This window comes from Shewanella sp. 1CM18E (genome assembly GCF_023161665.1).
Lineage (GTDB): Bacteria > Pseudomonadota > Gammaproteobacteria > Enterobacterales > Shewanellaceae > Shewanella.
The window spans coordinates 86536-109934 of record NZ_JALNTW010000013.1; the positions used below are offsets into that span (position 1 = coordinate 86536).

Annotated in this window: 23 protein-coding genes; 15 read left to right on the plus strand and 8 right to left on the minus strand. The window is 44.4% G+C overall.

What is annotated here, in order from left to right:
• Window positions 1–8 precede the first annotated feature (8 nt).
• Entirely contained in the window at window positions 9–401 is a 393-nt protein-coding gene (locus tag MSG37_RS15970; RefSeq protein WP_248471648.1) for a GIY-YIG nuclease family protein, read from the plus strand.
• 118 nt (window positions 402–519) lie between these two features.
• Here MSG37_RS15970 and lepB read toward each other — a convergent pair whose 3' ends face one another.
• A complete protein-coding gene (lepB, locus tag MSG37_RS15975; protein WP_248471649.1) occupies window positions 520–1179 on the minus strand; it encodes a signal peptidase I in 660 nt (219 codons plus the stop codon).
• 135 nt (window positions 1180–1314) lie between these two features.
• Window positions 1315–2070, minus strand: coding sequence for a DUF4097 domain-containing protein (locus tag MSG37_RS15980; RefSeq protein ID WP_248471650.1), 756 nt, complete (start codon window positions 2068–2070; stop codon window positions 1315–1317).
• Window positions 2071–2349: 279 nt separating this feature from the next.
• Between MSG37_RS15980 and MSG37_RS15985 the strand changes: the two genes are divergently transcribed.
• The gene (locus MSG37_RS15985; RefSeq protein ID WP_248471651.1) at window positions 2350–3156 is read left to right on the plus strand and encodes a class I SAM-dependent methyltransferase; all 807 of its coding nucleotides are present in this window, start codon (window positions 2350–2352) and stop codon (window positions 3154–3156) included.
• A 55-nt stretch (window positions 3157–3211) separates the two neighbouring features.
• Here the strand turns inward: MSG37_RS15985 and MSG37_RS15990 are convergent, their stop codons facing one another.
• Window positions 3212–5065, minus strand: a complete 1854-nt coding sequence (locus MSG37_RS15990) for a M14 family metallopeptidase (protein WP_248471652.1) — start codon at window positions 5063–5065, stop codon at window positions 3212–3214.
• 551 nt (window positions 5066–5616) lie between these two features.
• Between MSG37_RS15990 and MSG37_RS15995 the strand changes: the two genes are divergently transcribed.
• Entirely contained in the window at window positions 5617–7506 is a 1890-nt protein-coding gene (locus MSG37_RS15995) for a methyl-accepting chemotaxis protein (protein WP_248471653.1), read from the plus strand.
• 51 nt (window positions 7507–7557) lie between these two features.
• Here the strand turns inward: MSG37_RS15995 and MSG37_RS16000 are convergent, their stop codons facing one another.
• The 5 genes from MSG37_RS16000 to hslR all read right to left on the minus strand — a co-directional run bounded on the left by MSG37_RS16000 (window position 7558) and on the right by hslR (window position 11547).
• Window positions 7558–7773 carry a helix-turn-helix transcriptional regulator gene (locus MSG37_RS16000; RefSeq protein ID WP_248471654.1) on the minus strand — a complete coding sequence of 72 codons (216 nt, stop codon included), beginning with the start codon at window positions 7771–7773 and terminating at the stop codon, window positions 7558–7560.
• Entirely contained in the window at window positions 7770–8189 is a 420-nt protein-coding gene (locus MSG37_RS16005; protein WP_248471655.1) for a hypothetical protein, read from the minus strand. The genes MSG37_RS16000 and MSG37_RS16005 overlap by 4 nt, the downstream gene beginning before the upstream one ends.
• 275 nt (window positions 8190–8464) lie before the next feature.
• Window positions 8465–10021, minus strand: coding sequence for a phosphoenolpyruvate carboxykinase (locus MSG37_RS16010; protein ID WP_282446698.1), 1557 nt, complete (start codon window positions 10019–10021; stop codon window positions 8465–8467).
• A 238-nt stretch (window positions 10022–10259) separates the two neighbouring features.
• Window positions 10260–11120, minus strand: a complete 861-nt coding sequence (gene hslO, locus MSG37_RS16015) for an Hsp33 family molecular chaperone HslO (protein ID WP_248471684.1) — start codon at window positions 11118–11120, stop codon at window positions 10260–10262.
• A gap of 28 nt (window positions 11121–11148) precedes the next feature.
• On the minus strand, window positions 11149–11547 hold the full coding sequence (gene hslR / locus MSG37_RS16020) for a ribosome-associated heat shock protein Hsp15 (protein ID WP_248471656.1): 399 nt from the start codon (window positions 11545–11547) through the stop codon (window positions 11149–11151).
• A gap of 270 nt (window positions 11548–11817) precedes the next feature.
• Between hslR and gspC the strand changes: the two genes are divergently transcribed.
• The 12 genes from gspC to MSG37_RS16080 all read left to right on the plus strand — a co-directional run bounded on the left by gspC (window position 11818) and on the right by MSG37_RS16080 (window position 23394).
• On the plus strand, window positions 11818–12738 hold the full coding sequence (gspC, locus tag MSG37_RS16025; RefSeq protein WP_248471657.1) for a type II secretion system protein GspC: 921 nt from the start codon (window positions 11818–11820) through the stop codon (window positions 12736–12738).
• Window positions 12739–12822: 84 nt separating this feature from the next.
• The gene (gspD, locus tag MSG37_RS16030) at window positions 12823–14958 is read left to right on the plus strand and encodes a type II secretion system secretin GspD (protein WP_248471658.1); all 2136 of its coding nucleotides are present in this window, start codon (window positions 12823–12825) and stop codon (window positions 14956–14958) included.
• Window positions 14951–16522: a type II secretion system ATPase GspE gene (gene gspE / locus MSG37_RS16035; RefSeq protein WP_248471659.1), complete on the plus strand. Its 1572-nt coding sequence runs from the start codon at window positions 14951–14953 to the stop codon at window positions 16520–16522. Before gspD ends, gspE begins: the two co-directional genes overlap by 8 nt.
• Before the next feature lie 3 nt (window positions 16523–16525).
• On the plus strand, window positions 16526–17749 hold the full coding sequence (gene gspF / locus MSG37_RS16040; RefSeq protein WP_248471660.1) for a type II secretion system inner membrane protein GspF: 1224 nt from the start codon (window positions 16526–16528) through the stop codon (window positions 17747–17749).
• A gap of 67 nt (window positions 17750–17816) precedes the next feature.
• Window positions 17817–18251, plus strand: coding sequence for a type II secretion system major pseudopilin GspG (gene gspG, locus MSG37_RS16045; RefSeq protein ID WP_202723570.1), 435 nt, complete (start codon window positions 17817–17819; stop codon window positions 18249–18251).
• 15 nt (window positions 18252–18266) lie between these two features.
• Window positions 18267–18845, plus strand: a complete 579-nt coding sequence (gene gspH, locus MSG37_RS16050; protein ID WP_248471661.1) for a type II secretion system minor pseudopilin GspH — start codon at window positions 18267–18269, stop codon at window positions 18843–18845.
• Between the two features lie 2 nt (window positions 18846–18847).
• The gene (gene gspI / locus MSG37_RS16055) at window positions 18848–19219 is read left to right on the plus strand and encodes a type II secretion system minor pseudopilin GspI (protein ID WP_248471662.1); all 372 of its coding nucleotides are present in this window, start codon (window positions 18848–18850) and stop codon (window positions 19217–19219) included.
• The gene (gspJ, locus tag MSG37_RS16060; RefSeq protein WP_248471663.1) at window positions 19200–19931 is read left to right on the plus strand and encodes a type II secretion system minor pseudopilin GspJ; all 732 of its coding nucleotides are present in this window, start codon (window positions 19200–19202) and stop codon (window positions 19929–19931) included. The genes gspI and gspJ overlap by 20 nt, the downstream gene beginning before the upstream one ends.
• The gene (gene gspK, locus MSG37_RS16065; protein WP_248471664.1) at window positions 19931–20914 is read left to right on the plus strand and encodes a type II secretion system minor pseudopilin GspK; all 984 of its coding nucleotides are present in this window, start codon (window positions 19931–19933) and stop codon (window positions 20912–20914) included. Before gspJ ends, gspK begins: the two co-directional genes overlap by 1 nt.
• A 46-nt stretch (window positions 20915–20960) precedes the next feature.
• Entirely contained in the window at window positions 20961–22148 is a 1188-nt protein-coding gene (gspL, locus tag MSG37_RS16070; protein ID WP_248471665.1) for a type II secretion system protein GspL, read from the plus strand.
• A gap of 1 nt (window position 22149) precedes the next feature.
• Window positions 22150–22626, plus strand: a complete 477-nt coding sequence (locus tag MSG37_RS16075) for a type II secretion system protein M (RefSeq protein ID WP_248471666.1) — start codon at window positions 22150–22152, stop codon at window positions 22624–22626.
• Between the two features lie 9 nt (window positions 22627–22635).
• Window positions 22636–23394 carry a type II secretion system protein N gene (locus MSG37_RS16080; RefSeq protein WP_248471667.1) on the plus strand — a complete coding sequence of 253 codons (759 nt, stop codon included), beginning with the start codon at window positions 22636–22638 and terminating at the stop codon, window positions 23392–23394.
• Window positions 23395–23399: the final 5 nt, after the last annotated feature.

Here is a 23399-nt window from a genome sequence, read left to right on the forward strand (position 1 = left end):
AAATAATAATGGCAAGTAGGTTAAAAGCGGCTGTAGACCCTAAAGCTGAAGTTACTGGGCAGGCTGTAGATAAGTCCGCTACAAGTGATAGTGAGTCACCATTTGTTAAGAAGCACGATAAGCGCAGCGCTGCTTTGTGGTTCTTGTATATGGTGCGCTGTGCTAATGGTCAGCTTTATACGGGGATTACAACAGATGTTGCGCGCCGCTTTAACGAGCATCAGAGTAATAGTGCTAAATCAGCCAAATTTTTGCGGGGTAAAGGGCCGCTCAATTTGGTTTATTCGGAAACGGTTGGTAGCCATTCTGATGCGCTTAAGCGAGAGATAGCGTTAAAGAAATGGCCAAGAGCGAAGAAGTTGGCATTGATCGCTGAGTTTGAGTGTTGTGACTTGCGATAAATGGCGTAACTTAAAAAGTTACGCCATTTTTATTTGAGGGCTTATATTTAAGCGTTGGTATTTAAGCGTTGGTATTTGAACACTTATATTTGAACAGTTTATTTGAACCCTTAAGAGATTACTGATGATAAAGACTGGTAAAAAAGCGCTCTGTTCGCGGTAGGTAGTAGTCATCATAGTCTAACGAGAAGGCGATGCTGGTTGCTTTGCCTTTTAGCTCTGCCCTTGGAACAAAGCCATAAACTCTTGAGTCTGCACTGTTGCGGCGATTATCGCCCATCACTAAATAGTGATTGTCTGGCACTGTGATGGGGCTAAAGTCACTGAGATTGTTACTGGCTGTTTTTTCAATGCGGATGTCGTGGATTAAGCCAAATAGGTTTTCTTTGGCGAGTAACTGCTGACTATCGTTAGATATCACAGCGTAATCGAGAGCTTGGCCATTAATAAACAGCACTTCATTGTGCAAACTAACAGTATCGCCAGGTAAGCCAATGACTCGTTTGATTAAACGCTTGTTGGCTGCAGCAGACTCAAATACTACGACTTCGCCGCGGCTAGGTTCAGCCGTTGCCAAAATCGAAATATCAGAAAAAGGCACTCTAAGATCATAAGCCATTTTATCGACTACGATGCGGTCGCCTTCTTTTATGGTTGGTTGCATTGAACCTGTGGGTACTGAGTACCAATCAGCAACAGCGCTTCTGAAAACTGACATCAATAGAATGAATAGCACTAGCTGACGATTAGTTTTCCAAAGCTGTTTGAGTTTATTCATAAGGGCCTCAACTTAATGGGGTGGGCAGGGTGCCACAGCAGATAAATAGATAAAACGTTAGTCCGATCTGTCTTGCTGCTATAGCACCTGCGCCGGGAAGGTGTTTACTGTCATTTTACTGATTGGTATTAGTCGTTAGTGCATGCTGACTGAGCCGTTGATGTTATCGACACTTAAATCACCCGAGCCAGATTCAATAATGCTGAGTCCAAGGGTGTTATCGACTTCGATATCGCCTGAACCATCATCAATCACCACGCGACCATTAACGTTCTGTACGCTTAAGTCGCCAGAGCCATCGTCAATATGGGTGTCGCCGCCAATTCCTTGCAGGTTAATTGAGCCAGATCCATCTTCAAGGGTTAGCTTGCCAGTGGTATTGCTGATATCAACTGAGCCAGAGCCGTCTTGAATGTTGAGGTTGTTACCGCCTTTAATCCACATATCGCCTGAACCGTCATCGACTTTGATGTTAGCGGCAACGCCTTTAATTTCGATATCACCCGAGCCGTCATCAATATCCAGCATCATGTTGCTTGGAACTTGAATGGTAAGGTCGATATAAGGCGAGCGCTTAAAATTGATACTGCTATCGAATTCGGCAATCAATTTGGCTTTAGAGCCGCTTTGTTTAAGGCTGAGATTAGTGTCGATATCGCCATAGGTATAGATATCAGCAGTTACTTTAATTTGGGTTAAACCATTAACACCTTGAATATTAAGATCACCAGCAGCAGTTTCAGCCACTAAGGTGTCAATCTGCTTAGCATCAATCTGTAGCTGCTTTTTTTGGTGGTTGAGTGGGCCTGCATTAGCGCCATTAACATTGATGATGCAGCCAGAAAGTGACATAGCGATAACGCCGGCAAGCAAAGTAGATGTGAATTTCATCGGGTAACGTCCTTTTATTATTTTTGGTTGGCAGCATGGCAAGCTGCTTAATGTTGATATGCATTAATAAGCAGAAAATGTGCCAATAGGTTATCTACTTGTTTTGATTGTGTTATCTTGGTTTTGTATTAAGCGGTGATTGTCGGTAGTGGTGAATTAGCTTATTGATTTACGCTTAACGTTTATTTATTAGTGAAATTACTCAATGACTTATATGTGGCTTAATAGTGGGTGCTAAACCGTAAACATATAAGGTAGAAATCTTAGGGATGACCAAATATGGATTATTTATCGGTTAACCAGCAAAGCTGGGATAAGCGGGTGCAAACCCATGTGACTTCTGAGTTTTATGACGTTGCAGGCTTCTTACAAGGTAAAAGCTCGCTGCAAGAGATCGAGCTGGCGCAACTTAATGTCGTTGGCAAAAGCTTATTGCACCTGCAATGTCACTTTGGTCTTGATACCTTGTCTTGGGCAAGAATGGGAGCCGACGTCACAGGCATTGATCTGTCTCCCGCAGCGATCGCTCAAGCCAAGTCGTTGGCAGAGCAAGCTGGACTAACTGCGGACTTTATCTGTAGTGATGTTTATAGCGTGCCCGAGACGGTCAAAGGTGAATTTGACGTGGTTTTCACTTCATACGGCGCCATCGTTTGGTTACCGGACCTTGATAAGTGGGCACAGGTTATCGCCAACAAGTTAGTGGCTGGTGGTCAGTTTTATATGGTGGAGTTCCATCCTGCTCAAGCGGTATTTGAGGGGTATAACTATTTTCATCAGGATGCGCCAGATGTTGAAGATGAAGCGACCTATACCGAAAATGCTAATGACGACACGCATACTTTTATGAGCTGGCCGCACTCGTTAGCTGATGTGATTAATGCATTAATTAAGGCAGGACTCGAAATCAATCGCTTAGATGAATATCCTTTTAGCCCATACAAGTGTTTTGCCGGATTAACTGAAGAAACGGTAACAGTCGAGTTAGCTGGTGGACGGCAATCTTGTAAGCGTTATTTCGTTGAGCATAAAGGTCAGCGGCTGCCGTTAACCTATTCAATATCGGCGACGAAGAAAGCTATATAAAGCTTACAAATAAAAACAGCGCTTGAAGCGCTGTTTTTTTATGGTTAGCTGGTAGTTATTGATTGCCCCTTAATATAGGGTACTTCAAATATTGATTATCGTAGTAAGGGCTACGCTCGTAAAACCAACGCAGACGGGCTTTAGGGTCAGCAGCAAATGCTTCGTCACTAAGCGCTTTATCAAACTCGGCCTGTAAGCTTGGATCATTGGCTAACATTTGCTGAGCCAAAGGCTCTACCGCATAATTTTCAATGTACTCAGTGCGAGTAAAGATAGGGTTGAAAAACCCCCATTGAAATAATGAGTCTGGCGATTGTGGCTCTAATAATAAGATGGCGAGATCGCCTAATGGCTGCTTAGTATCAATGCGCACAGTGCCTGCTGGCAAAGTTATATTGACCGATTCACTTTGCACTGTTGCGTTGACGCGCTGACGGCCTTCGTAATCTTTGGCGGCAAACTTCGGCTCACTAAACTGATATTGCTGCAAAGTTTGTTGCTGCGGTTTAGTTAGTGTCGTCATGCGTACGCCATGCACACTCAAGCGTTCTATCACCTCTTGCCATTGCGGCGGAATGTAATAAGCCGCTGGGCGGTTGATGGTTACATCCGCTTTAGTGCCACCAATAACCGGCAGGTTAGGGTAGAGTTTAGGCTCACCATTCCAACGTACAATCTCATTCCCACTGATAGCACTTTGTTCTAGCGTATAACCTATGCCTTTAAAGTCCCAGCCTCGTGCTTGCTGCTCTTGTTGCCATGACAGAGTCACTCGAGGCGAGTAGCGATATTTATCTTGTTGAATAGCAGAGGTGAGTTTGGTGCTGTCATCAGCAATTGCTTTCAGGCTCGATTCGAGCATCACGTAAGTGCCAAGCACACGTTGCTTATAAGGCTTAAGGCTATGGTTTTCAATTAAGATAGTCGGCAAGTGGCGCGCATCGCCATAACCGTTTGAAAAGCGTGGACTGGCGTTCCACAGTGACATGCCTTTAGTGATATCAGTGTTATCAATGGCAAAAACTAATGGGCCGGGAACATGGCCTTGCTCAGTAAGTGCAGACTCGATACTTGGGCGATAGCTGCTTTCTAACCACTGATAGATTGCAGGGCTTTGTCCCTTGGCAAGGTTATAGCCAAAGGTAACGTCATATTGATAGTCGATACCGTCGGTAACATGCACATCGATATACAGGTCTGGCTGCCAAATATTGATTGCGCGCAGCATATGCTGCATTTCAGGAGTATCTGCTTTAGCGTAATCACGGTTTAAATTGAGATTTTGCGCTGTAGTGCGCCAGCCCATATTTACAGGACCACGCTGATTCACGCGATTAAATTCACTTGCGCGTTCATGACCATCGACACTGAAAATCGGTACAAAAAGCAGGTTGGCGTTATCAAGTAATGAGGCTTTGCCGTTAAATACTATGTCACGTAACAACATCATCCCCGCATCTTTGCCGTCGATTTCGCCTGAGTGAATGCCAGCTTGCACTAGCAAAGTTGGTTTGTCATTGCGCGATAAACTTGCTGCATCATCAGCGCCTTCTTTGGAGGCGACAATCATCCAAATATCTCTTCCTTGCGGGCTTTTACCTATGCTGACTTTGTGCAGCATCTCACTTTGCGCTATTAACTTATCTAGCCAAACAAATGTGTCGTCATAACTTGGGCTGGTTTTAAGGCCATTTTGCTCGAAAGGTGTGGCCCATGGATTGTCAGCTGAAACCACGAGTGAATCGCTAGCGCCATGCCAAGGTTTTATCAGTGGTAAAATTGCATCGTTAACAAATGTGGTTGCGATTTGAGGTGTTTCGTTATGTTGTAGATTTTCATCTTCTGCAGCAAGGCAATTACTGCTGGAAGTGACAATTAGGACGGCTGTGGCAAGAGAGGTTAAGCGCATGTTTAGATACCCGAGATTGAACTGTTTTGAATTATTATTAGCCAGTTATATTTCATTAAAGCGGGCTGAAGTGCAACCGCCTAACTGTTTCTAAATATGCATTTGCATGACGGCGTACTTATTATCGACTGTGACGGTGAGGCGTTGCCTAGCTTATGTATAAGCCTCTAAATAAAAGCTTTAAAAATTAGCGATGGATAAGAATAAGTAGGCTTTTTTGTTGGGAGCAGCTGTATTTAAGCTTTTAAGTGTTTTTACTTATTTAGTAAGTACTGCTTAATGCGTTGTTTTATAAGGTTAATTATTGTTAATTGTTTGCGTTTTTGTTGTCTATCTCTTGTTTTGCCTCTGTGTTTTTAATATATAGTATCCAACCTTGATTTTGAGGGGCTTATTGTTTTTATTTAGTTGATAAGTCTCTAATTAAAAACTGAATTATGACCTTTTTTAGATACACGAATGGACAGTTCAAATATGTTAATTGTTAAACAATCTTTATTAAATGGATTTAAGCCTCAAATGAGTTGGCTTGTTGCGGGTATGGTGCATATATGAGCGCGAAAAATAAGCTTCTGCTTTCGATAGGGCTATTGATTTCTTTTATTATTTCTTTTGTTTCAATATTGGGTTATGTGCAAGTAAGTAACTCATCTACTAATAGCTACCAGCATGACCTTTCTAATACTGCATCGCTTATTTCTGCTGCTATAGAGCAAAAGGTCAATACTTACTTTACCAGCTTGGAAGCGCTGGCCGCTTCTTTAGAAGTCATCAACGGCGAAGTGGTTGTTGATGAGCAAGCTGTTAACGCTCTGATTAAAAGTAATGAGCGGTTAGATATTTCAAATTACTTTATTGGTTTACCTGATGGTTCAATGTATGACGCTCTCTCTAAGGGACTGCACCCAACATTTAACGCAGCTTCGCAGCAACGAGAGTGGTACATAAAAGGCATGACGGGTTTAGATCGCGTAGTGACTACACCGTTCAAAGCCAGCTCCGGTAATATGTCCATTTCGTTGGCTGTGCCTATCAAGCACCAAGGGCAGGTTATTGGCTTGGTCGGATTAAGTTTATTAATGGATGATTTAACAGCATTTATTAATCAATTAAGCACAGGTGATAATATTTTCGTATCCCGTGATGATGGCTTCATGATGGCGGCTTATGATGCTGATCTGGTTGGAGAAAACCTATTTGAACTGCGTCCTTCATATAAAGCACATGCTGCAAAGCTAACGAGTTCACACTCCTATAATCTTCCAGGTCGAGGTGAATATTATGTGGTTTCTGCTAAGTCTGAGGTACTTAACTGGACTGTTTGGGCATTTTCCAGCTGGCAAGATATCAATCAAACATCAAAAGATGCGGTGATCAGCAATCTGGTTTCAGGCTTAATCTTTATTATTATTGGTATTGTTGGGGTGTCGTTGCTGATACAGAGATTAATGTATCAACCTATCGGTGGTGAGCCTAAAGAAATCGAAGCGTTAGTAGATAAAATTGCCAATGGTGATCTTACTGAAATACCTCAAGTTAATAGTAATTCTGTTGGTGTATACCGCTCAACATTATTAATGGCAGCCAAACTGAAGGAAATGATTGCCGACATCAATGACTCGTCGAAACAGTTGATTGGAGCTTCAGGGCAGTTAGAGCAATCTTCTACCAAGGTCGATAATTCCTGTCAGCTGCAAATGAGTCAACTTGAGCAGGTGGCAACGGCGATGAATGAGATGACGGCGACTGTTGCGGAGGTGGCACAAAGTGCAGTGGAAGCCTCTAGCTCTTCCACAGATGTGAATACTCGTTCGCAGCAGGGGCTGAGTCTTGTTGCCGATATGAATACTGATATTTCGCGTCTATCGGCTGATATTTTAAAAGTGCAAAATGTGATCCGCAGTGTACACGCAGAAACTGAAAACGTTGGCGGCATTTTAGATGTTATTCGTGGCATTGCTGACCAAACTAACCTGTTGGCGTTAAATGCGGCGATTGAGGCCGCGCGTGCTGGCGAACATGGTCGAGGTTTCGCCGTTGTTGCCGATGAAGTACGTTCTTTGGCGACTAAAACACAGCAAAGTACTAATGAAATCCAGACAATGATTAGCTTGTTGCAAGAGCGAGCAACGCAGTCAGTGTCATTAATGGAAGAGAATGCAAATAGTGCGCAGAAGACTTCGAGTATGGCGGAGCAAACAAGCTTGGCGTTACAAGCTATTCAAACTGAAATCCAACGAGTTCAAGATATGAATCATCAAATAGCTACAGCCTCAGAGCAGCAATCTCAAGTGGCTATGGAGATGAATCAAAGTGTTGTAACAGTCAATGACCTCGCGAGAGATACTTCGATAGATGTGCAGACCAACGCTAAGACTTCTGAATCGCTAAACGCGATGGCGATAAGACTGCGAGATAGTGTTAGTAGCTTTAAGCTTTAACTTTACTTGTTTCAGAAAACAGTAGGTGTGCATTGCACGCCTACTTACCGATTAGCTTGGACTCGTCTCTAGTTCTGTTTCATCTTCGAAAATCGCTTCTATTGGAGTGTTAAATAGCCGAGCAATTTTAAAAGCTAAAGGCAAACTTGGGTCGTACTTGCCTTTTTCTATAGCGTTGATGGTTTGGCGCGATACTTCGAGCTTTTCTGCTAAGTCGGCCTGGGTCCAGTCGCGCTCGGCTCTGAGCACTTTTAGACGGTTTTTCATCGGTAATTAATCCTTCCTTTAATAATGCCTACCATATAGGTCAAGGCCATCAACGCAATGAGATAAGCAGCATTGAGAGGGGGCACTGTAGCGCCATTTTCCAAAATTGAATAGCTGGAAAAGCAGATAATGGTCACGCCCACAGATAAAGCTAAAGCGTCTAATTGCACTTTACGCTCCATTTCATCGAGTTGGATTAAGAAGTGGCGATAACTGACCAGCATGGCAATGCCTATTAATGTGTGCAGGCTGAAGACGATAGTAAGAATGACACCGTTAAGTTGTTCACCTTCGGTTAGATAGGTACTGAGCATTAAGGTGGCTGCCCACAATAGCGCTAATAAATTCACGCGGTTGGCATTTTTTAGATCGCGTTTGGGTAATCCTTTAGCGCATATCGCATCGAGTATCTTCATGTGACTGTTCCTTGTGTTTTGGCTAGGTGCTTCATTTAATGTAAAGCTTGCTTGACTTAAAACTTAGCTAAGCAGGTAATCAAAGTCAAGCTTACTTTACTTTAAGTTTGCTTGGCTTTACATGGTGTGGACAAGGAATTGAGTAATTCTCATTATTTTATCAGAGCACTTCTAGCTTAATATGAAACGAAAAATCCCAGTCGAAGCTGGGATTTTTATTGGCAAACCGAGTTATGCTCAGTACAGCAGGCTAGCTGTTGTCTGAGCATTTTTGATTATGCATTAGGGCCTGCGTCTTTGATTGAGTCAGGTACCTGATACTTTTCAAAGTTTGCCTCAAAGCTTTCAGCAAGGTGCTGTGCAAATTCAGCATATTTAGCTTTATCTTCCCAAGTGTTAATCGGGTTAAGTAGTTTGCTATCTACGCCAGCAACGGCAACCGGTACATGCAGGTTAAGTTTTTCTAAGTATTCAGTTTCTACATCTTTTAGTTCACCAGAAACAATTGCATCAACAATCGCGCGAGTGGTCGGGATGTCGAAACGCTTACCAATACCGTGGGGGCCGCCAGTCCAACCCGTGTTTACAAGGTAAACTTGGCTGCCAAAAGATTCGATGCGCTTCATTAGTAGCTCGGCATAAACACCTGCTGGGCGTGGGAAGAAAGGTGCACCAAAACACGTTGAGAAGGTTGACTGAATCGCGGCTGTTGAGCCCATTTCAGTTGAACCTACTTTGGCTGTGTAACCTGACAAAAAGTGATAGGCGGCTTGTTCTTTAGTTAGCTTAGACACAGGTGGTAGTACACCTGAAACGTCACAAGTTAAGAACACTACTGCGTGTGGTTCTGCACCACAGTTATCAAGTTTACGTTGAGCAATATGCTCAAGTGGGTATGCTGCACGAGTGTTTTCGGTCAAGCTAGAGTTGGTATAGTCCGGTACGCGGTTTTCATCGGTAACTACGTTTTCTAACACAGTACCAAAGCGGATAGCATCCCAGATCACCGGCTCGTTTTTCTGGCTTAGATCGATACATTTGGCGTAGCAACCGCCTTCAATATTGAATACGCCACCAGGTGCCCAGCCGTGTTCATCATCGCCGATAAGAAAACGCTTAGGATCTGCTGACAATGTTGTTTTACCAGTACCGGAAAGGCCGAAGAATAGCGTTGTATCGCCGTCTTCACCAACATTAGCAGAGCAATGCATTGGCAATACACCTTTGGCTGGCAGTAAGAAATTTTGCACCGAGAACATCGACTTTTTCATTTCGCCAGCATATTTAAGGCCAGCTAGTAGCACTTTACGCTCGGCGAAATTAATAATTACGGTAGCATCAGAATGGGTTCCGTCGCGCTCAGGCACACATTCAAATTCAGGTGCGTTCATGATCTGCCATACTGGCTTGTCACTGGCGTTGAACGCTTGTGGTACGATGAATAAGTTACGCGCAAACAGCTGATGCCAAGCATACTGAGTCGTCACTCTTACCGGTTGGTAGTGCTCGGCACTTGCACCGACTTCTAGCTCAGAAACGAACGTATCTTTATCTGCTAAATAGGCTTCAACACGTTCCCAAAGCGCGTTAAAAGCGACAGCTTCAAAAGGCTTGTTAACCGCTCCCCATTCAATATCAGCTTCAGAGTTTGGCTCTTTGACGATAAAGCGGTCATTTGGCGAACGGCCTGAACGTGCGCCCGTTTTAGCAACAAGCGCTCCATTAGCTGTTAATTCGCCTTCACCGCGCGCCAATGCAAGCTCGACTAGCTGGCCTGTGGAAAGGTTTAGGTACTCGCGGTTTGATCCATCCGCCATAGGTAAGGTCTCCATCTTTGAGGTCATAGTCTGTTGCTGATCTTTAATGCCAGCTTTCTGTATTAGCCGATTGTAACGTATGCAGCGATTAAAATGTGTTGCAGTTCAAAAAAAATGCGAAAAAGTGACTTGAGACTGTAAATAGTGTCGTAAAACTATGTTAAGCGACGGGAGGAGGAGAGAAATATTGATACAAGAAAGGCGCCGAGAAGGGCGCCTTTTTAACTAAATAGCAAAGTTAGATATTCAGTATTTATTGAGTTACATCGTTGCTTGGAGCGTTAGCGTAGATAGCTTCGATATCAATAGAGTCGAAGATATACTTGCTGTTGCAGTATTCACAGCCCATTTCAACCTTACCCACTTCAGCAATAATCGCATCCACTTCTTCTTTTGAAACGGTACGGATTGCTTTAGCACTGCGCTCTTTTGAGCAAGTACATTTGAAAGTAACCGCTACAGGCTCATATAGGCGTACTTCTTCTTCGTGGTATAAACGGTGCAGTACTTCTTCAGCTTCAAGACTAAATAACTCATCTTGCTTAACGGTTTCAGTCAGAATTGATAAGTGGTCAAATTCTTCATTGTGGTTACCGTCAGTCGGCAATACTTGTAAGAACATGCCTGCGGCTTGCTTAGTGTCGGCAAATAGCTTGATCTTAGTTGGCAGCTGCTCAGACTGTTGGAAGTAATCTTCTAAACACTCTGCTAGGGTGTCTTTTTCTAGACCGACTACACCTTGGTAACGTTCGCCGTCGTTCGGCGTTAACGTGATAACCATGTAGCCTTTGCCAAACATTTGCTGCAGGCTTGCATCGTCAGCAATTTCACCATCCCAACGTGATACGCCGCGAAGTTGCTGCAGGTTATTACCATTGATAACAGCAAGAGATACAGGACCGTCGCCTTGCAATTGAATGCTGATGTCGCCGCTAAATTTTAGCGTAGCAGTCAATAGTGACGTAGACGCCATTAACTCACCCAGTACTTTTTGGATGGCTAGCGGGTAGTCATGGGCTGAGATGACTTCTTGATAGCTGCTTTCAAGTTGAACTAGCTCTCCGCGAACGCTGGCGTTTTCGAAAAGGTAGCGGTATAGATTGTCTTTACTCATTTTCTCTGTCATAACAGTTTTCCAATTTTTAGCTTTCTTTAAAGCGCATAATTTGACGACGTTGCTTCTTATCAGGCTTTTGAGCTGGTGCCGGATTATTAAGAATGTTCAAGCGTCGTTGCTCAGCATAGGTTTCTCGCTTGGCTATGCTTTGCGGTGTTTCTTCATAAAGGGTTTGTGCAATAGACCCTTTTTGGCGATATTCAGATAATTGTTTTATGACGATCTCTTTTTCGTCATGTCCTTGCCGTAATCTAATCGTGGCACCGACTTCAGCAAATTTACTCGATTTAGTACGTTGGCCGTTGTAGTGTACTTTACCACCATTGATCATCTCTTTTGAGATGGCACGGGTTTTATAAAAACGTGCAGCCCAAAGCCATTTATCAAGCCGGACTTTGAACACTTGTTGTTCGTTGTCGTTCATGAACGACTCCAGTAGTAAATTAAGCATAGGTAAAGTAGGGGGAACTTCACAAGCTCAGCAAGAATATACAAATCTTTACGCTCTTACTGGCAAAATAGTGGCAAGCTTCACACCCTTTTAAGGCGCGTAAAGTTAGCATATTTGTCCAAATATCGCCAACATTGCTGCTGTTATGGGCTTGTTGCAATACGCTGTGTGGGGTAGCATGAGTCAGGTTTCAAAAAATTACTATAAACAGAACAGAGACCTGTACATAAGGTCCAAATAAATATGGATTTATTAGATAAATTTTTAACGAAAGCGGCTGGAGTACCTCAAAAGCCAGTTAGCACAGCAATATTTAGCCTCGGAGTATTAATCGCTCTGTATTTGCTCGCGCAAATGACTTGGAAACTTATTCCTAATGACTCAGCTCCTACGCGCTGGGTACCTACGCCTGTCTCAAGCAGCTCTCCTGGGCAAGTCAATGTACTTGGTCTGCAACAACTTTCATTATTTGGTAAAGCAGACGCTGAAGGCGCTAAACCTAAAGCGGCACCGGTAGAAGAAATTATTACCGATGCACCTAAGACTTCTTTATCAATTCAGTTAACTGGTGTGGTTGCTTCTACAACCGAAAAGAAGGGCCTTGCTGTTATCGCTTCAAGCGGCAGCCAAGATACCTACAGTTTAGGTGACAAGATTAAAGGTACATCCGCTTCACTAAAAGAAGTCTATGCCGACCGAATCATCATTACTAATAGCGGCCGTTATGAGACGCTAATGTTAGATGGCTTAGAGTACAGCACGAATGGCGCAGCTAATCAGCAATTGCAAAAAGCCAAAAGTGTGTCAAAAGGCAAAACCATTGATAACCGTACAAATCGTGCGGTAGCTGCTGAGTTAAGCCAATCACGAGACGAGATTTTAGCGGATCCAAGTAAGATAACTGACTATTTGTCTATTTCACCGGTTAAAAGTGGCGGTGAATTAGCGGGTTATCGTCTTAATCCGGGTAAAGACAGGGAACTGTTTACTCAAGCAGGTTTCAAAGCAAACGATTTAGCCAAATCGATTAATGGCTATGACCTAACGGACATGGGTCAAGCACTAGAAGTAATGGCACAGCTACCAGAGATGACTGAAGTTGCCTTAATGGTTGAGCGAGATAGCCAGCTGATAGAAATAATGTTTAGTCTGCCGCAGCAATAATTGCGCTGTAGAGATAACAATAAAATTTTGCAGTAATACACATTAGTATTCGCGGCAACGAAAGGGTTTAGGGGAAGTAAAACAATGAATAATAAGCGGATTAGACGCAGACTAATCGCCGGTATGGTTATGGGGGCTTCATTATTAGCACCTCAACTTGCTTGGTCTGAGCAATATGCGGCTAACTTTAAGGGCACGGATATTCAAGAGTTTATCAATATCGTTGGTAAAAACTTGAACCGGACTATTATTGTCGACCCAACGGTTCGCGGTAAAATTAATGTGCGTAGTTATGATCTACTTAACGACGAACAATATTACCAATTCTTCCTCAACGTACTGCAAGTATATGGTTACGCCGTTGTCGAAATGGACAACAACATCATCAAGGTGATCAAAGATAAAGACGCCAAAACGGCATCTATTCGTGTTGCTGACGATAATGCACCGGGTCTAGGCGATGAGATGGTTACCCGCATTGTTGCGCTATACAACACAGAAGCTAAGCAGCTTGCCCCATTATTACGTCAGCTAAACGATAATGCTGGCGGCGGTAACGTAGTGAACTACGATCCATCAAACGTACTAATGATTTCTGGCCGTGCGGCGGTAGTGAACAAGTTAGTTGAAATCGTTCGCCGCGTTGACAAACAAGGTGATACAGCCGTTGAAGTGGTTAAGCTTGAATTCGCCTCTGCGGGCGAGATCGTGCGTATTGTTGATACCCTTTACCGCTCAACAGCTAACCAAGCGCAAATGCCTGGTCAAGCGCCAAAAGTGGTTGCCGATGAACGCACCAATGCTGTAGTGGTAAGCGGTGATGAAAAGAGCCGTGAGCGTGTAGTTAAGCTAATTAAAAACCTTGATGCTGAACAAGCCAACACAGGTAACACTAAAGTTCGCTATTTACGTTATGCCAAGGCCGAAGACTTAGTTGAAGTATTGACTGGCTTTGCTGAACAGTTAGTTGATGATAAAGGCGCGCCACAAGCTGGCGGTGGCAGCAAGCGTCGTAACGAAATCAATATTATGGCTCACACAGATACCAACGCTTTGGTGATCAGTGCAGAACCAGATCAAATGCGCACAATTGAAAGTGTGATTAATCAATTAGATATTCGCCGTGCTCAAGTACTTGTAGAAGCCATTATTGTCGAAGTATCTGAAGGCGATGACGTTGGCTTTGGTGTGCAGTGGGCCACTGAAGCGGGCGGTGGTACTCAGTTTAACAACTTAGGCCCAACCATTGGCGAGATTGGCGCAGGTATTTGGCAGGCACAAGGTGAAGAAGGTTCTACCGTGTGTAATGACGGTACCTGTACTGAAAACCCTGACACTCGCGGTGATATTACTTTATTGGCGCAGGCTTTAGGTAAAGTTAACGGTATGGCTTGGGGCGTGGCAATGGGCGACTTTGGCGCGCTTATTCAAGCGGTTTCAAGCGATACTAAGTCAAACGTACTGGCTACTCCATCAATCACTACTCTAGATAACCAAGAAGCCTCATTTATCGTCGGTGACGAAGTACCTATTCTTACTGGTAGCCAAAACTCAAGTAACGGCAACAGCAACCCATTCCAAACCGTTGAACGTAAAGAAGTGGGTGTAAAGCTTAAAGTTGTACCACAGGTAAACGAAGGTAATGCAGTTAAGCTAACCATTGAACAAGAAGTGTCGGGTATTAATGGTAAAACCGGCGTCGACGTAACCTTTGCGACTCGTCGTTTAACCACAACTGTTATGGCCGATTCTGGTCAAATCGTAGTACTTGGTGGTTTGATTAACGAAGAAGTGCAAGAGTCGGTACAGAAAGTACCATTCTTAGGCGATATCCCAATTATTGGTCATCTATTCAAGTCATCTTCAAGCGGTAAGAAGAAGAAAAACTTGATGGTATTTATTAAGCCAACCATTATCCGTGATGGCATCACCATGGAAGGCATCGCAGGTCGTAAGTATAACTACTTCCGTGCATTGCAGCTTGAGCAACAAGATCGTGGTGTTAACTTGATGCCAAATACTGACGTACCAGTATTGGAGGAGTGGGATCAAGAAGCGTATCTACCAGATGACGTGAACGAAGTGCTTAATCGTTATAAAGACGGTAAAGGCTTAGACACTAAGATGCGCGAAACCGATCCAACCCTAAAGAGCATTTCGAGCAGTAAAGATGCCGATGCAGAAGCAGCCGCAACCGATAAAGATGCAGCAGATGAGTGATAATTTAGTTCCAGCTGATGAAGAGCTAGCCAAAGTATCAAGTGAGCTTGGGCTAGTTTCTGAAGAAGAAGCCGATCAGGTCTTTCATTCAAGCAGTAAAGAGCGTTTGCCGTTTGCCTTTGCCCACCGTTTTAAGGTGGCGTTAGCACCTAACGATAATGAAGAATTGTCGTTATATCATGCGCAAAGTACGCCTTTAAGCGCGCTATTAGAGGTACGTCGTTACTGCGGTAAAGAGTTGCCATTAATTAAGCTTGAAGATGCGGCATTTGAAGCCCGCTTAACTCAAGCCTATCAAGCTAATTCGTCAGAAGCGCAGCAGATGATGGAAGACATCGGTAATGAGATGGACTTGTTCACGCTTGCCGAAGAACTACCACAAACTGAAGATCTGCTTGAAGGTGATGATGACGCACCGATTATTAAGTTAATCAATGCCTTGTTGTCGGAAGCGATTAAAGAAGAAGCCTCTGATATCCATATTGAAACTTACGAAAAGCAATTAATTGTACGTTTCCGCGTGGATGGCATTTTGAAGGAAGTACTTAAGCCAAACCGCAAACTATCATCGCTATTAGTATCGCGCATTAAAGTGATGGCGCGCCTTGATATCGCTGAAAAACGTGTACCACAAGATGGCCGTATTTCATTGCGTATCGCGGGGCGTGCGGTAGATGTGCGTGTATCAACCATGCCTTCTAGCCATGGTGAGCGTGTGGTACTTCGTTTGTTAGATAAAAACGCTGGTAACTTAGACTTAGAGCAGCTCGGTATGACTGATTCTGTGCGTCATCAGTTTGATGAGCTGATCCGCAGACCGCACGGTATTATTTTGGTGACTGGTCCAACAGGTTCGGGTAAGAGTACCACCTTGTACGCCGGCCTAACTGAAATCAATTCAAAAGATACCAATATTCTGACCGTAGAAGATCCAATTGAGTATGAGTTGGAAGGCATAGGTCAGACTCAAGTTAACACCAAAGTAGACATGACATTTGCTCGTGGTCTGCGCGCAATCCTACGTCAAGACCCTGATGTGGTGATGATTGGTGAGATCCGAGATCTAGAAACCGCACAAATTGCCGTACAGGCATCGCTTACTGGTCACATGGTTATCTCAACCTTGCACACCAATACAGCGTCGGGTGCGATTACCCGTTTGCAAGATATGGGTGTAGAGCCGTTCTTGGTTTCTTCGAGTTTACTTGGCGTTCTTGCACAGCGACTCATTCGTACCTTATGCCCTAGTTGTAAAGAAGAGCATGTACCTGATAACCGCGAACGTGAGCTATTAGGTATTAGTAGTGATGATCCGCGAGTCATTTTCCGCGCTAAAGGTTGTCAGGCTTGTGGGCATAATGGTTACCGTGGTCGTACTGGTATTCACGAATTATTGGTCGTTGACGATAACGTGCGCGAACTTATCCATACTGGCCGCGGCGAGCTAGCTATCGAGAAATATATTCGCCAGTCAGTGCCGAGTATTCGTCACGATGGTATGAGTAAAGTGCTTGCGGGTAAAACAACCCTTGAAGAAGTGCTGCGTGTCACTCGAGAGGAGTAAGCCATGCCAGCATTTGAATATAAGGCGTTAGATAAAACCGGTAAGCAGAAAAAGGGCGTAGTTGAAGCGGATACCGCGAGACACGCGCGTACTCAGCTGCGTGAGCAACGCTTAATGCCACTGGAAATTACGCCGGTGGTAGAAAAAGAAAGTAAGGCAAAATCTGCCAGCTTTAGCTTTTTCAAGCGCGGTATATCAACCGCTGAGTTGGCACTAATTACTCGGCAAATTGCGACTTTGGTTGCCGCTGGTTTGCCGGTTGAAGAAGCATTAAAGGCCGTTGGTCAACAGTGTGAAAAAGACCGCCTTGCCAGCATGGTGATGGCAGTACGTTCACGGGTTGTCGAAGGTTATAGCCTTGCAGATTCAATGGCGGAATTTCCGCATATTTTCGATGAGTTATATCGCGCAATGGTGGCTTCAGGTGAAAAGTCTGGCCATCTAGAAGTGGTACTTAATCGCCTTGCTGATTACACCGAACGTCGCCAGCAGCTTAAGAGTAAAATGACTCAAGCGATGATCTATCCAATCGTGCTTACTGTTGTAGCCATAGGTGTTATCGCCATTTTGCTTGCAGCAGTTGTACCTCAGGTTGTGGGTCAGTTTGAGCATATGGGTCAAGAGCTGCCTTGGACTACCGAATTGCTAATTGCATCGTCAGATTTTATCCGTGATTACGGTCTCATTGTATTGGGTGTGATTATCGCTTTGTTCGCTATTGCCAAGCGCTTGTTAGTCTCGCCGAAAAATCGCATGAAATACGACAGCATGTTGCTGCGCCTGCCAGTGATTAGCAAAGTCAGTAAGAGCCTTAATACCGCACGTTTTGCGCGCACCTTAAGTATCTTAACGGCTAGTTCAGTGCCATTGCTTGATGCTATGCGTATCGCCAGCGATGTACTGGTAAACGTAAAAGTTAAAGCGGCAGTTGAAGAAGCTACAATGCGCGTGCGCGAGGGCACAAGTTTAGGTGCTGCATTGGCTAACACTAAACTTTTCCCGCCAATGATGCTCTATATGATCACCTCAGGTGAAAAAAGTGGTCAGCTTGAGCAGATGCTTGAGCGCGCTGCTGATAACCAAGACCGAGAGTTTGAGTCGAATGTGACAATTGCTTTAGGGGTATTTGAACCTATGTTGGTCGTTAGTATGGCCGCTGTGGTTCTGTTTATTGTTCTCGCTATTCTTCAGCCAATTTTGGCGCTGAATAATATGATTAGTGGTTAATACTCAGCGCACTTGGTAACCCCGTTACTAGTTGAGGCATGAGATTTTTAGTTTAAGGAATTTGTTAATGCAAACACGTAATAAACAAAAAGGTTTTACCCTATTAGAAGTCATGGTGGTTATCGTGATTCTAGGTATTTTGGCCTCTATGGTTGTACCTAACCTAATGGGTAACAAAGACAAGGCTGACCAACAGAAAGCGGTTTCAGATATCGTTGCATTGGAAAATGCGTTGGACATGTACAAGCTAGATAACAGCGTGTACCCAACAACTGAGCAAGGTCTTGAAGCATTAGTACAAAAGCCAACTATTTCGCCAGAACCACGTAACTACCGTGCAGATGGTTATGTTAAGCGTTTACCACAAGATCCATGGCGCAATGACTACTTGCTATTAAGCCCAGGTGAAAACGGTAAGTTAGATATCTTCAGTTCAGGCCCAGATGGTCAACCAGGTACTGAAGACGATATCGGTAACTGGAACCTACAGAACTTCCAGTAAATGATCTTGTCGCAAGTGAACTTTACACGTCAAACGGGCTTCACCTTAATGGAGGTGTTGCTCGTTGTTTTGCTTATGGGGCTAGCGGCAACCGCCGTGACTCTGGGTATGGGCGGAGCAAGTAAAGAAAAGGCACTTGAGCGCTCTGCGCAGCAATTTATGATGGCCACCGAAATGGTGCTGGATGAAACAGTACTCAGTGGCCATTTTGTTGGCATTGTGGTCGAAGACACTAGCTATAAATATGTGTATTACGACGAAGGTAAGTGGCAACCGTTAGAGCAAGATAGATTACTAGCTGAAAGGCAAATGGATCAAGGCGTTGAGTTAGTTCTAGTGCTTGATGGTTTACCGTTAGTGCAAGAAGACGAAGAGCAAGATTCTTGGTTTGACGAGCCGTTAATTGAAAAGTCAGCTGAAGATAAAAAGAAATTCCCTGAGCCGCAAATTTTACTGTTTCCAAGCGGTGAAATGAGCGCATTTGAGTTGGCTTTTGTCAGTGAAGATGAAATGCAGCAAGACATCGAAGTGGTGGTGTTTGGCGATGCGCTAGGGCGTTTGCGAATGGGTTTTGAAGATGAAGAAGTCTTATAGCCATGGCTATTAAGCAAAAAGGCATGACCTTGCTAGAAGTGATCGTCGCATTAGCGGTGTTCTCCATTGCCGCGGTATCGATTACCAAAAGTCTTGGCGAACAAATTGCCAATATGCCCATTTTGGAAGAGCGCACTATGGCGCAATGGGTCGCCCACAACCAAATGGTTGAAGCGCGTCTTGACCCAAAGTTTCCAGATATTGGTCGTAAAGACGGCCAAGTAGAGCTAGCCAATCAAGAATGGTATTGGCGCAAAGAGGTCATTAAAACGACCGATGACAATTTTAGAATGATCCGCATCAGTATCAGTGATGACGAGCGATTTTCCCGTACTATCGCTGAAGTGAGTAGTTATGTACTTAAAGCGGATTAACACAATGCGCGGCTTTACGCTGCTAGAGATGCTAATCGCTATCGCGATTTTTGCCATGTTAGGGCTAGCAGCAAACACAGTGCTGAGTACTGTGATGAAAAACGATACTGCCACCCGTGACTTTGCCGCCAAGTTAAAGGCGATGCAGCAAGGGTTCGGCATTATTGAGCGTGATTTGAATCAAATGGTGGCGCGCACGCCGAGATTGTTAGAGGGCGGTCGTGGCACCACAGTATTTCAAACTGGCAGCAATATGCTCGACTCGGAATCTGAGTCATTAGTGTTTTTCCGTTTGGGTTGGTTAAATCCAGACGGACTGCTGCCAAGAGGCAGTTTGCAGTCGGTGGCTTACGTGGTGATGGAAGGCAAGTTACAACGCTGGTATTACCCATATCCTGAGCCTGAATTTGGCGCAGAGCCGATTAAAACGGTGATAATGGATAAGGTTATTTCAGTGGAATATGCCTTTTTTGCCGATGATAAATGGGAACGTAAAACTGACGCAACCAAGCTGCCAAAAGCCATCGCAATAGAAATTGAATTTGAAGATATTGGTAAAGTTCAGCGCAAGTTTTTAGTACCACAAGGCGCGCTTGCTGGCAGTAACGATGACAGCAACAACGATGGTAATAATAACGGCGGCAATAACAACGATAATGATGACTCTAAGCCTGATGACGACAACGGTAGCCAACAAGGCGGAGGAGAGTAATGATGCCTTCTAAGCAGCGCGGCGTTGCTCTTATCGTAGTCTTATTGATTGTGGCTATGGTGGCCATTATTGCCACCAACATTACTTCACGTAATCAGTTGTCTGTTAGGCGTACGTTGAATATGGCGCAATACGACCAAGCATTTTGGTATGCCATTTCTGGTGAAGAGATTGCCAAGAAAGTACTGAAACAAGATTTGGAAGACTCAGATACCGTGCATTTGCAGCAGTACTGGGCTCTGGCTGATGTGATATTTCCAGCTGAGAAAGGTGAAATCGCCGGTAAGATCACCGATATGCGCGCCTGTTTTAATCTCAATTCGTTGTCAGCACCGAGTGAGAAAGTTGAAAACGGTCAGCCTAAGATGCCATTACCAGCGGTGCAGTTTAAAGGCTTATTGGTCGCGCTGGGTATGGATGAGTTTGCCGCAGAGCGTTTAGCGCAAACAACCAAAGATTACATAGATGAAGATACCGTAAGTGGCCCTTATGGCGCTGAAGATGCGGAATATGAGTCGCGTAATGTACCGTACCGAGCAGCAAATACTTTGCTTAGCCATAAAAGCGAACTGCGCGCTGTTATGGGCTTTACTCAAGATATTTATTTAAAGCTGGCACCTTACGTATGTGCTATTCCGGGCAATACGACGCAGGTATTAAACGTTAATACCGTGCCAGTAGAGCATGCTGCAATTATTGCGGGTATGTTTGATAACAAGATTTCTGTTGGTGAGGCTGAGAGCATCATCAATCAAAGACCGCTCGACGGTTATGATGACATTAATGAGTTTTGGGAAAACTCATCAGTGGCATCGCTTGCCGGAGACGCCAAGCTAAAATCAAGCTTTGGGGTAACCAGTAAGTACTTTCTACTCGATGCGGGGGCGAAGGTCGACACCGCAGTATTTAGACTAGAAAGCGTGCTTTACGGCGACAGTAAAAAATTAGAAGTGTTATCTCGCCAGTTTGGTGGGCAAAAATAACAACAGTCCTTTAAATCTATTTAAAGAGACTTGTGGAGATAAATCAGTGAGTGAAAGACTATTTATCCGTTTAGGGCAAACCGCAGAGCAACCATGCTCTTGGCTTGTTTGGTCTGAACAGGAGCAAGAAATTATAGGTTCTGGCGAGCTTAGCAATGCCAGTGCACTATCGACCCTTACTGAAAGAGCGGGTAATCGCGGTGTTGACGTATTAGTGCCAGCATCAAGCATTACGTTAACCGAAGTCGATTTGCCAGAGAAAAGCCAACGCCAAGCGATTAAGGCGCTGCCATTTATGCTGGAAGAAAATCTCGCGCAAAATGTCGATGAACTACATTTTGTGACGGGTCCGCGTAATGGCGATGCTTTAAGTATTGCAGTGGTTGCGCATGAGCAAATGCAAATGTGGATCGAGTGGCTTAGCGATGCGGGCCTTAAAGCTAAATGCATAGTACCAGATTGTTTAGCACTGCCACTTGCCGATTGCGATTGGGCGGCAATGACGCTAGGCAAAGAGGTCTTGCTACGCACAGGAGCGGGTAGCGGCGTAAGTTTGAGCCAAAACTGGCTTGATATGGCGCTACCTCAACTGTTAACAGCTGACACGCAAACCACTGTTGCGGGTTATACCGAGTTGCAATTGGCGGGCACGCAAATAAAAGCTCAGCCGCTAGATTTGCCTATGTTGGTGCTAGCTAAGGGCTTACTCAATGCGCCAATCAACTTGCTATCAGGCATTTACAAGCCAAAGAAAGAATACGGTAAGCACTTACTATTGTGGCGTAATGCCGCTATCGCATTTGCTGTGGTGATCGTTCTAGCATTAGTGAATAAAGGCCTAAACATCCACCAAATGAATACCGCCGCCGATGAATTACAAGCGCAAAGTGAGCAGATCTATAAGCAAGTTGTGCCTGGCAGTTCGCGAGTGGTAAACCTGCGCTCACAAATGGGCAGCTATGTACGTACTTTGCAAGGTGGTGGCAGTGGTACTCAGTTCTTTGTCATGCTTTCTGGCATGCAAGACGCCTTTGCTCAAGTGCCTGCGCTTAAGCCAACCACGCTGCGTTTTGATAGCAATCGAAATGAAATCCGCATGCAGGTAACGGCGAAAAATTACGAACAGATTGAGACGTTTAAAGAGATAGTGGCACGTTCTTATCAGCTGACTGGTGGTGCGATGAATAGCGGTGAATCAGAAGTCACCAGCACCTTAACCATAAGGAGCAAATAAGATGGAAAACTTAAAAGCATGGTGGAACGGCTTAGTTTTACGTGAAAAGCAGATGGTTTCGGCTTGTGGCGTGGTCTTGGTTATTGGCATTTTATATTGGGGCGTTTGGACACCAATCGCTAATGCTGAAGCAGAGGCGCAGCGCAATCTAGAAGGCCAGCAAAGTACGCTTAATTACGTAAAGCAAACTGCTAACCGTATTGCAGGCCTCAAGCAAAGTGGTAGCAGCAATGCGTTTAGAGGCAGTTTGAGTGCGGCAGTCAACCAAACAGCGGGGGCATTCGGGTTAGAGATCACCCGTATGCAGCCTCAAGGCAATAAAATTCAAGTATGGATGGATGAAGTGCCATTCGATACGTTACTGAACTATCTTAACGAGCTAGTGCAAAACAAAGGCTTGTCGTTAGAGAGTTTAGATTTAGCCGAATCGGATACTCCGGGCTACGTTAATGTGCGTCGTATTCAGCTGTCGAAATAAGGTGTTGTGGTGAAATTAGCAAAAAAGATAGCGTTAGGCTTTTTAATCTACTTAGTATTTTTAGTGGTGTTGTTTCCAGCCAGTATGGCGGTAAAGCTAGCTCCAATGCCAAACAATGTTGCTATTAGCGGTGTGTCTGGCACGATTTGGGCTGGTAGCATTGACATGCTAAGCGTGCAAAAGCGCCAAGTTGAGATGATCACTTGGGACTTAGATGTGCTGTCATTATTAACAGGCACAGTTAAGGCCGATGTGGTGATTGGTAGCCGCGCCAGTGCCGTTAATGGCAAAGGTACAGTTGCTTATTCAATGTCTGGGCTTGATGCCTCAGGCCTAAGGTTTGAAGCGCCAAGCAGCTTTTTGTTAGGACGCACTAACTTACCGTTTAGAACTAAGATTAATGGCGACCTCAGTGTGCTAGTTGATAACTTTGAGCAAGGCTTACCTTGGTGTGAGCAGTTATCAGGTAAGCTGTTTTTAAATCAAGTAAACGTTACTAACCAGTTTGGTAAGTACCCACTTGGCGATATCGCATTGGGCTTGGCATGTCTTGATGGCAAAGTGGAATTAACCACAGATGAAAAGCTAAATGGACTTGGGTTAGACGGCACTATCGTTTTAGCGGATAACAAGATGGTACAAGTTAACGCCAAAATCCGAGAAGTGAACACTCAGCCTGATGATTTGAAAAAGGCGCTATCTTTCTTAGGTAAGAAAGACAGCCAAGGATATTACCCTATTACTTATCAAGGCCGCTTACCTATCTAGTTAGA

Bases quoted from the DNA above. Each gene is read 5' to 3' on its own strand.
- gspC (WP_248471657.1), top strand. From the start codon at position 11,818: ATGGATTTATTAGATAAATTTTTAACGAAAGCGGCTGGAGTACCTCAA.
- MSG37_RS15990 (WP_248471652.1), bottom strand. From the start codon at position 5,065: ATGCGCTTAACCTCTCTTGCCACAGCCGTCCTAATTGTCACTTCCAGC.
- MSG37_RS15980 (WP_248471650.1), bottom strand. From the start codon at position 2,070: ATGAAATTCACATCTACTTTGCTTGCCGGCGTTATCGCTATGTCACTT.
- gspI (WP_248471662.1), top strand. From the start codon at position 18,848: ATGGCTATTAAGCAAAAAGGCATGACCTTGCTAGAAGTGATCGTCGCA.
- gspF (WP_248471660.1), top strand. From the start codon at position 16,526: ATGCCAGCATTTGAATATAAGGCGTTAGATAAAACCGGTAAGCAGAAA.
- MSG37_RS16075 (WP_248471666.1), top strand. From the start codon at position 22,150: ATGGAAAACTTAAAAGCATGGTGGAACGGCTTAGTTTTACGTGAAAAG.
- hslR (WP_248471656.1), bottom strand. From the start codon at position 11,547: ATGAACGACAACGAACAACAAGTGTTCAAAGTCCGGCTTGATAAATGG.
- gspD (WP_248471658.1), top strand. From the start codon at position 12,823: ATGAATAATAAGCGGATTAGACGCAGACTAATCGCCGGTATGGTTATG.
- MSG37_RS15970 (WP_248471648.1), top strand. From the start codon at position 9: ATGGCAAGTAGGTTAAAAGCGGCTGTAGACCCTAAAGCTGAAGTTACT.
- MSG37_RS15995 (WP_248471653.1), top strand. From the start codon at position 5,617: ATGAGCGCGAAAAATAAGCTTCTGCTTTCGATAGGGCTATTGATTTCT.
- MSG37_RS16000 (WP_248471654.1), bottom strand. From the start codon at position 7,773: ATGAAAAACCGTCTAAAAGTGCTCAGAGCCGAGCGCGACTGGACCCAG.
- gspK (WP_248471664.1), top strand. From the start codon at position 19,931: ATGATGCCTTCTAAGCAGCGCGGCGTTGCTCTTATCGTAGTCTTATTG.
- MSG37_RS16005 (WP_248471655.1), bottom strand. From the start codon at position 8,189: ATGAAGATACTCGATGCGATATGCGCTAAAGGATTACCCAAACGCGAT.
- lepB (WP_248471649.1), bottom strand. From the start codon at position 1,179: ATGAATAAACTCAAACAGCTTTGGAAAACTAATCGTCAGCTAGTGCTA.
- gspG (WP_202723570.1), top strand. From the start codon at position 17,817: ATGCAAACACGTAATAAACAAAAAGGTTTTACCCTATTAGAAGTCATG.
- gspJ (WP_248471663.1), top strand. From the start codon at position 19,200: ATGTACTTAAAGCGGATTAACACAATGCGCGGCTTTACGCTGCTAGAG.
- gspE (WP_248471659.1), top strand. From the start codon at position 14,951: ATGAGTGATAATTTAGTTCCAGCTGATGAAGAGCTAGCCAAAGTATCA.
- hslO (WP_248471684.1), bottom strand. From the start codon at position 11,120: ATGAGTAAAGACAATCTATACCGCTACCTTTTCGAAAACGCCAGCGTT.
- MSG37_RS15985 (WP_248471651.1), top strand. From the start codon at position 2,350: ATGGATTATTTATCGGTTAACCAGCAAAGCTGGGATAAGCGGGTGCAA.
- MSG37_RS16010 (WP_282446698.1), bottom strand. From the start codon at position 10,021: ATGGAGACCTTACCTATGGCGGATGGATCAAACCGCGAGTACCTAAAC.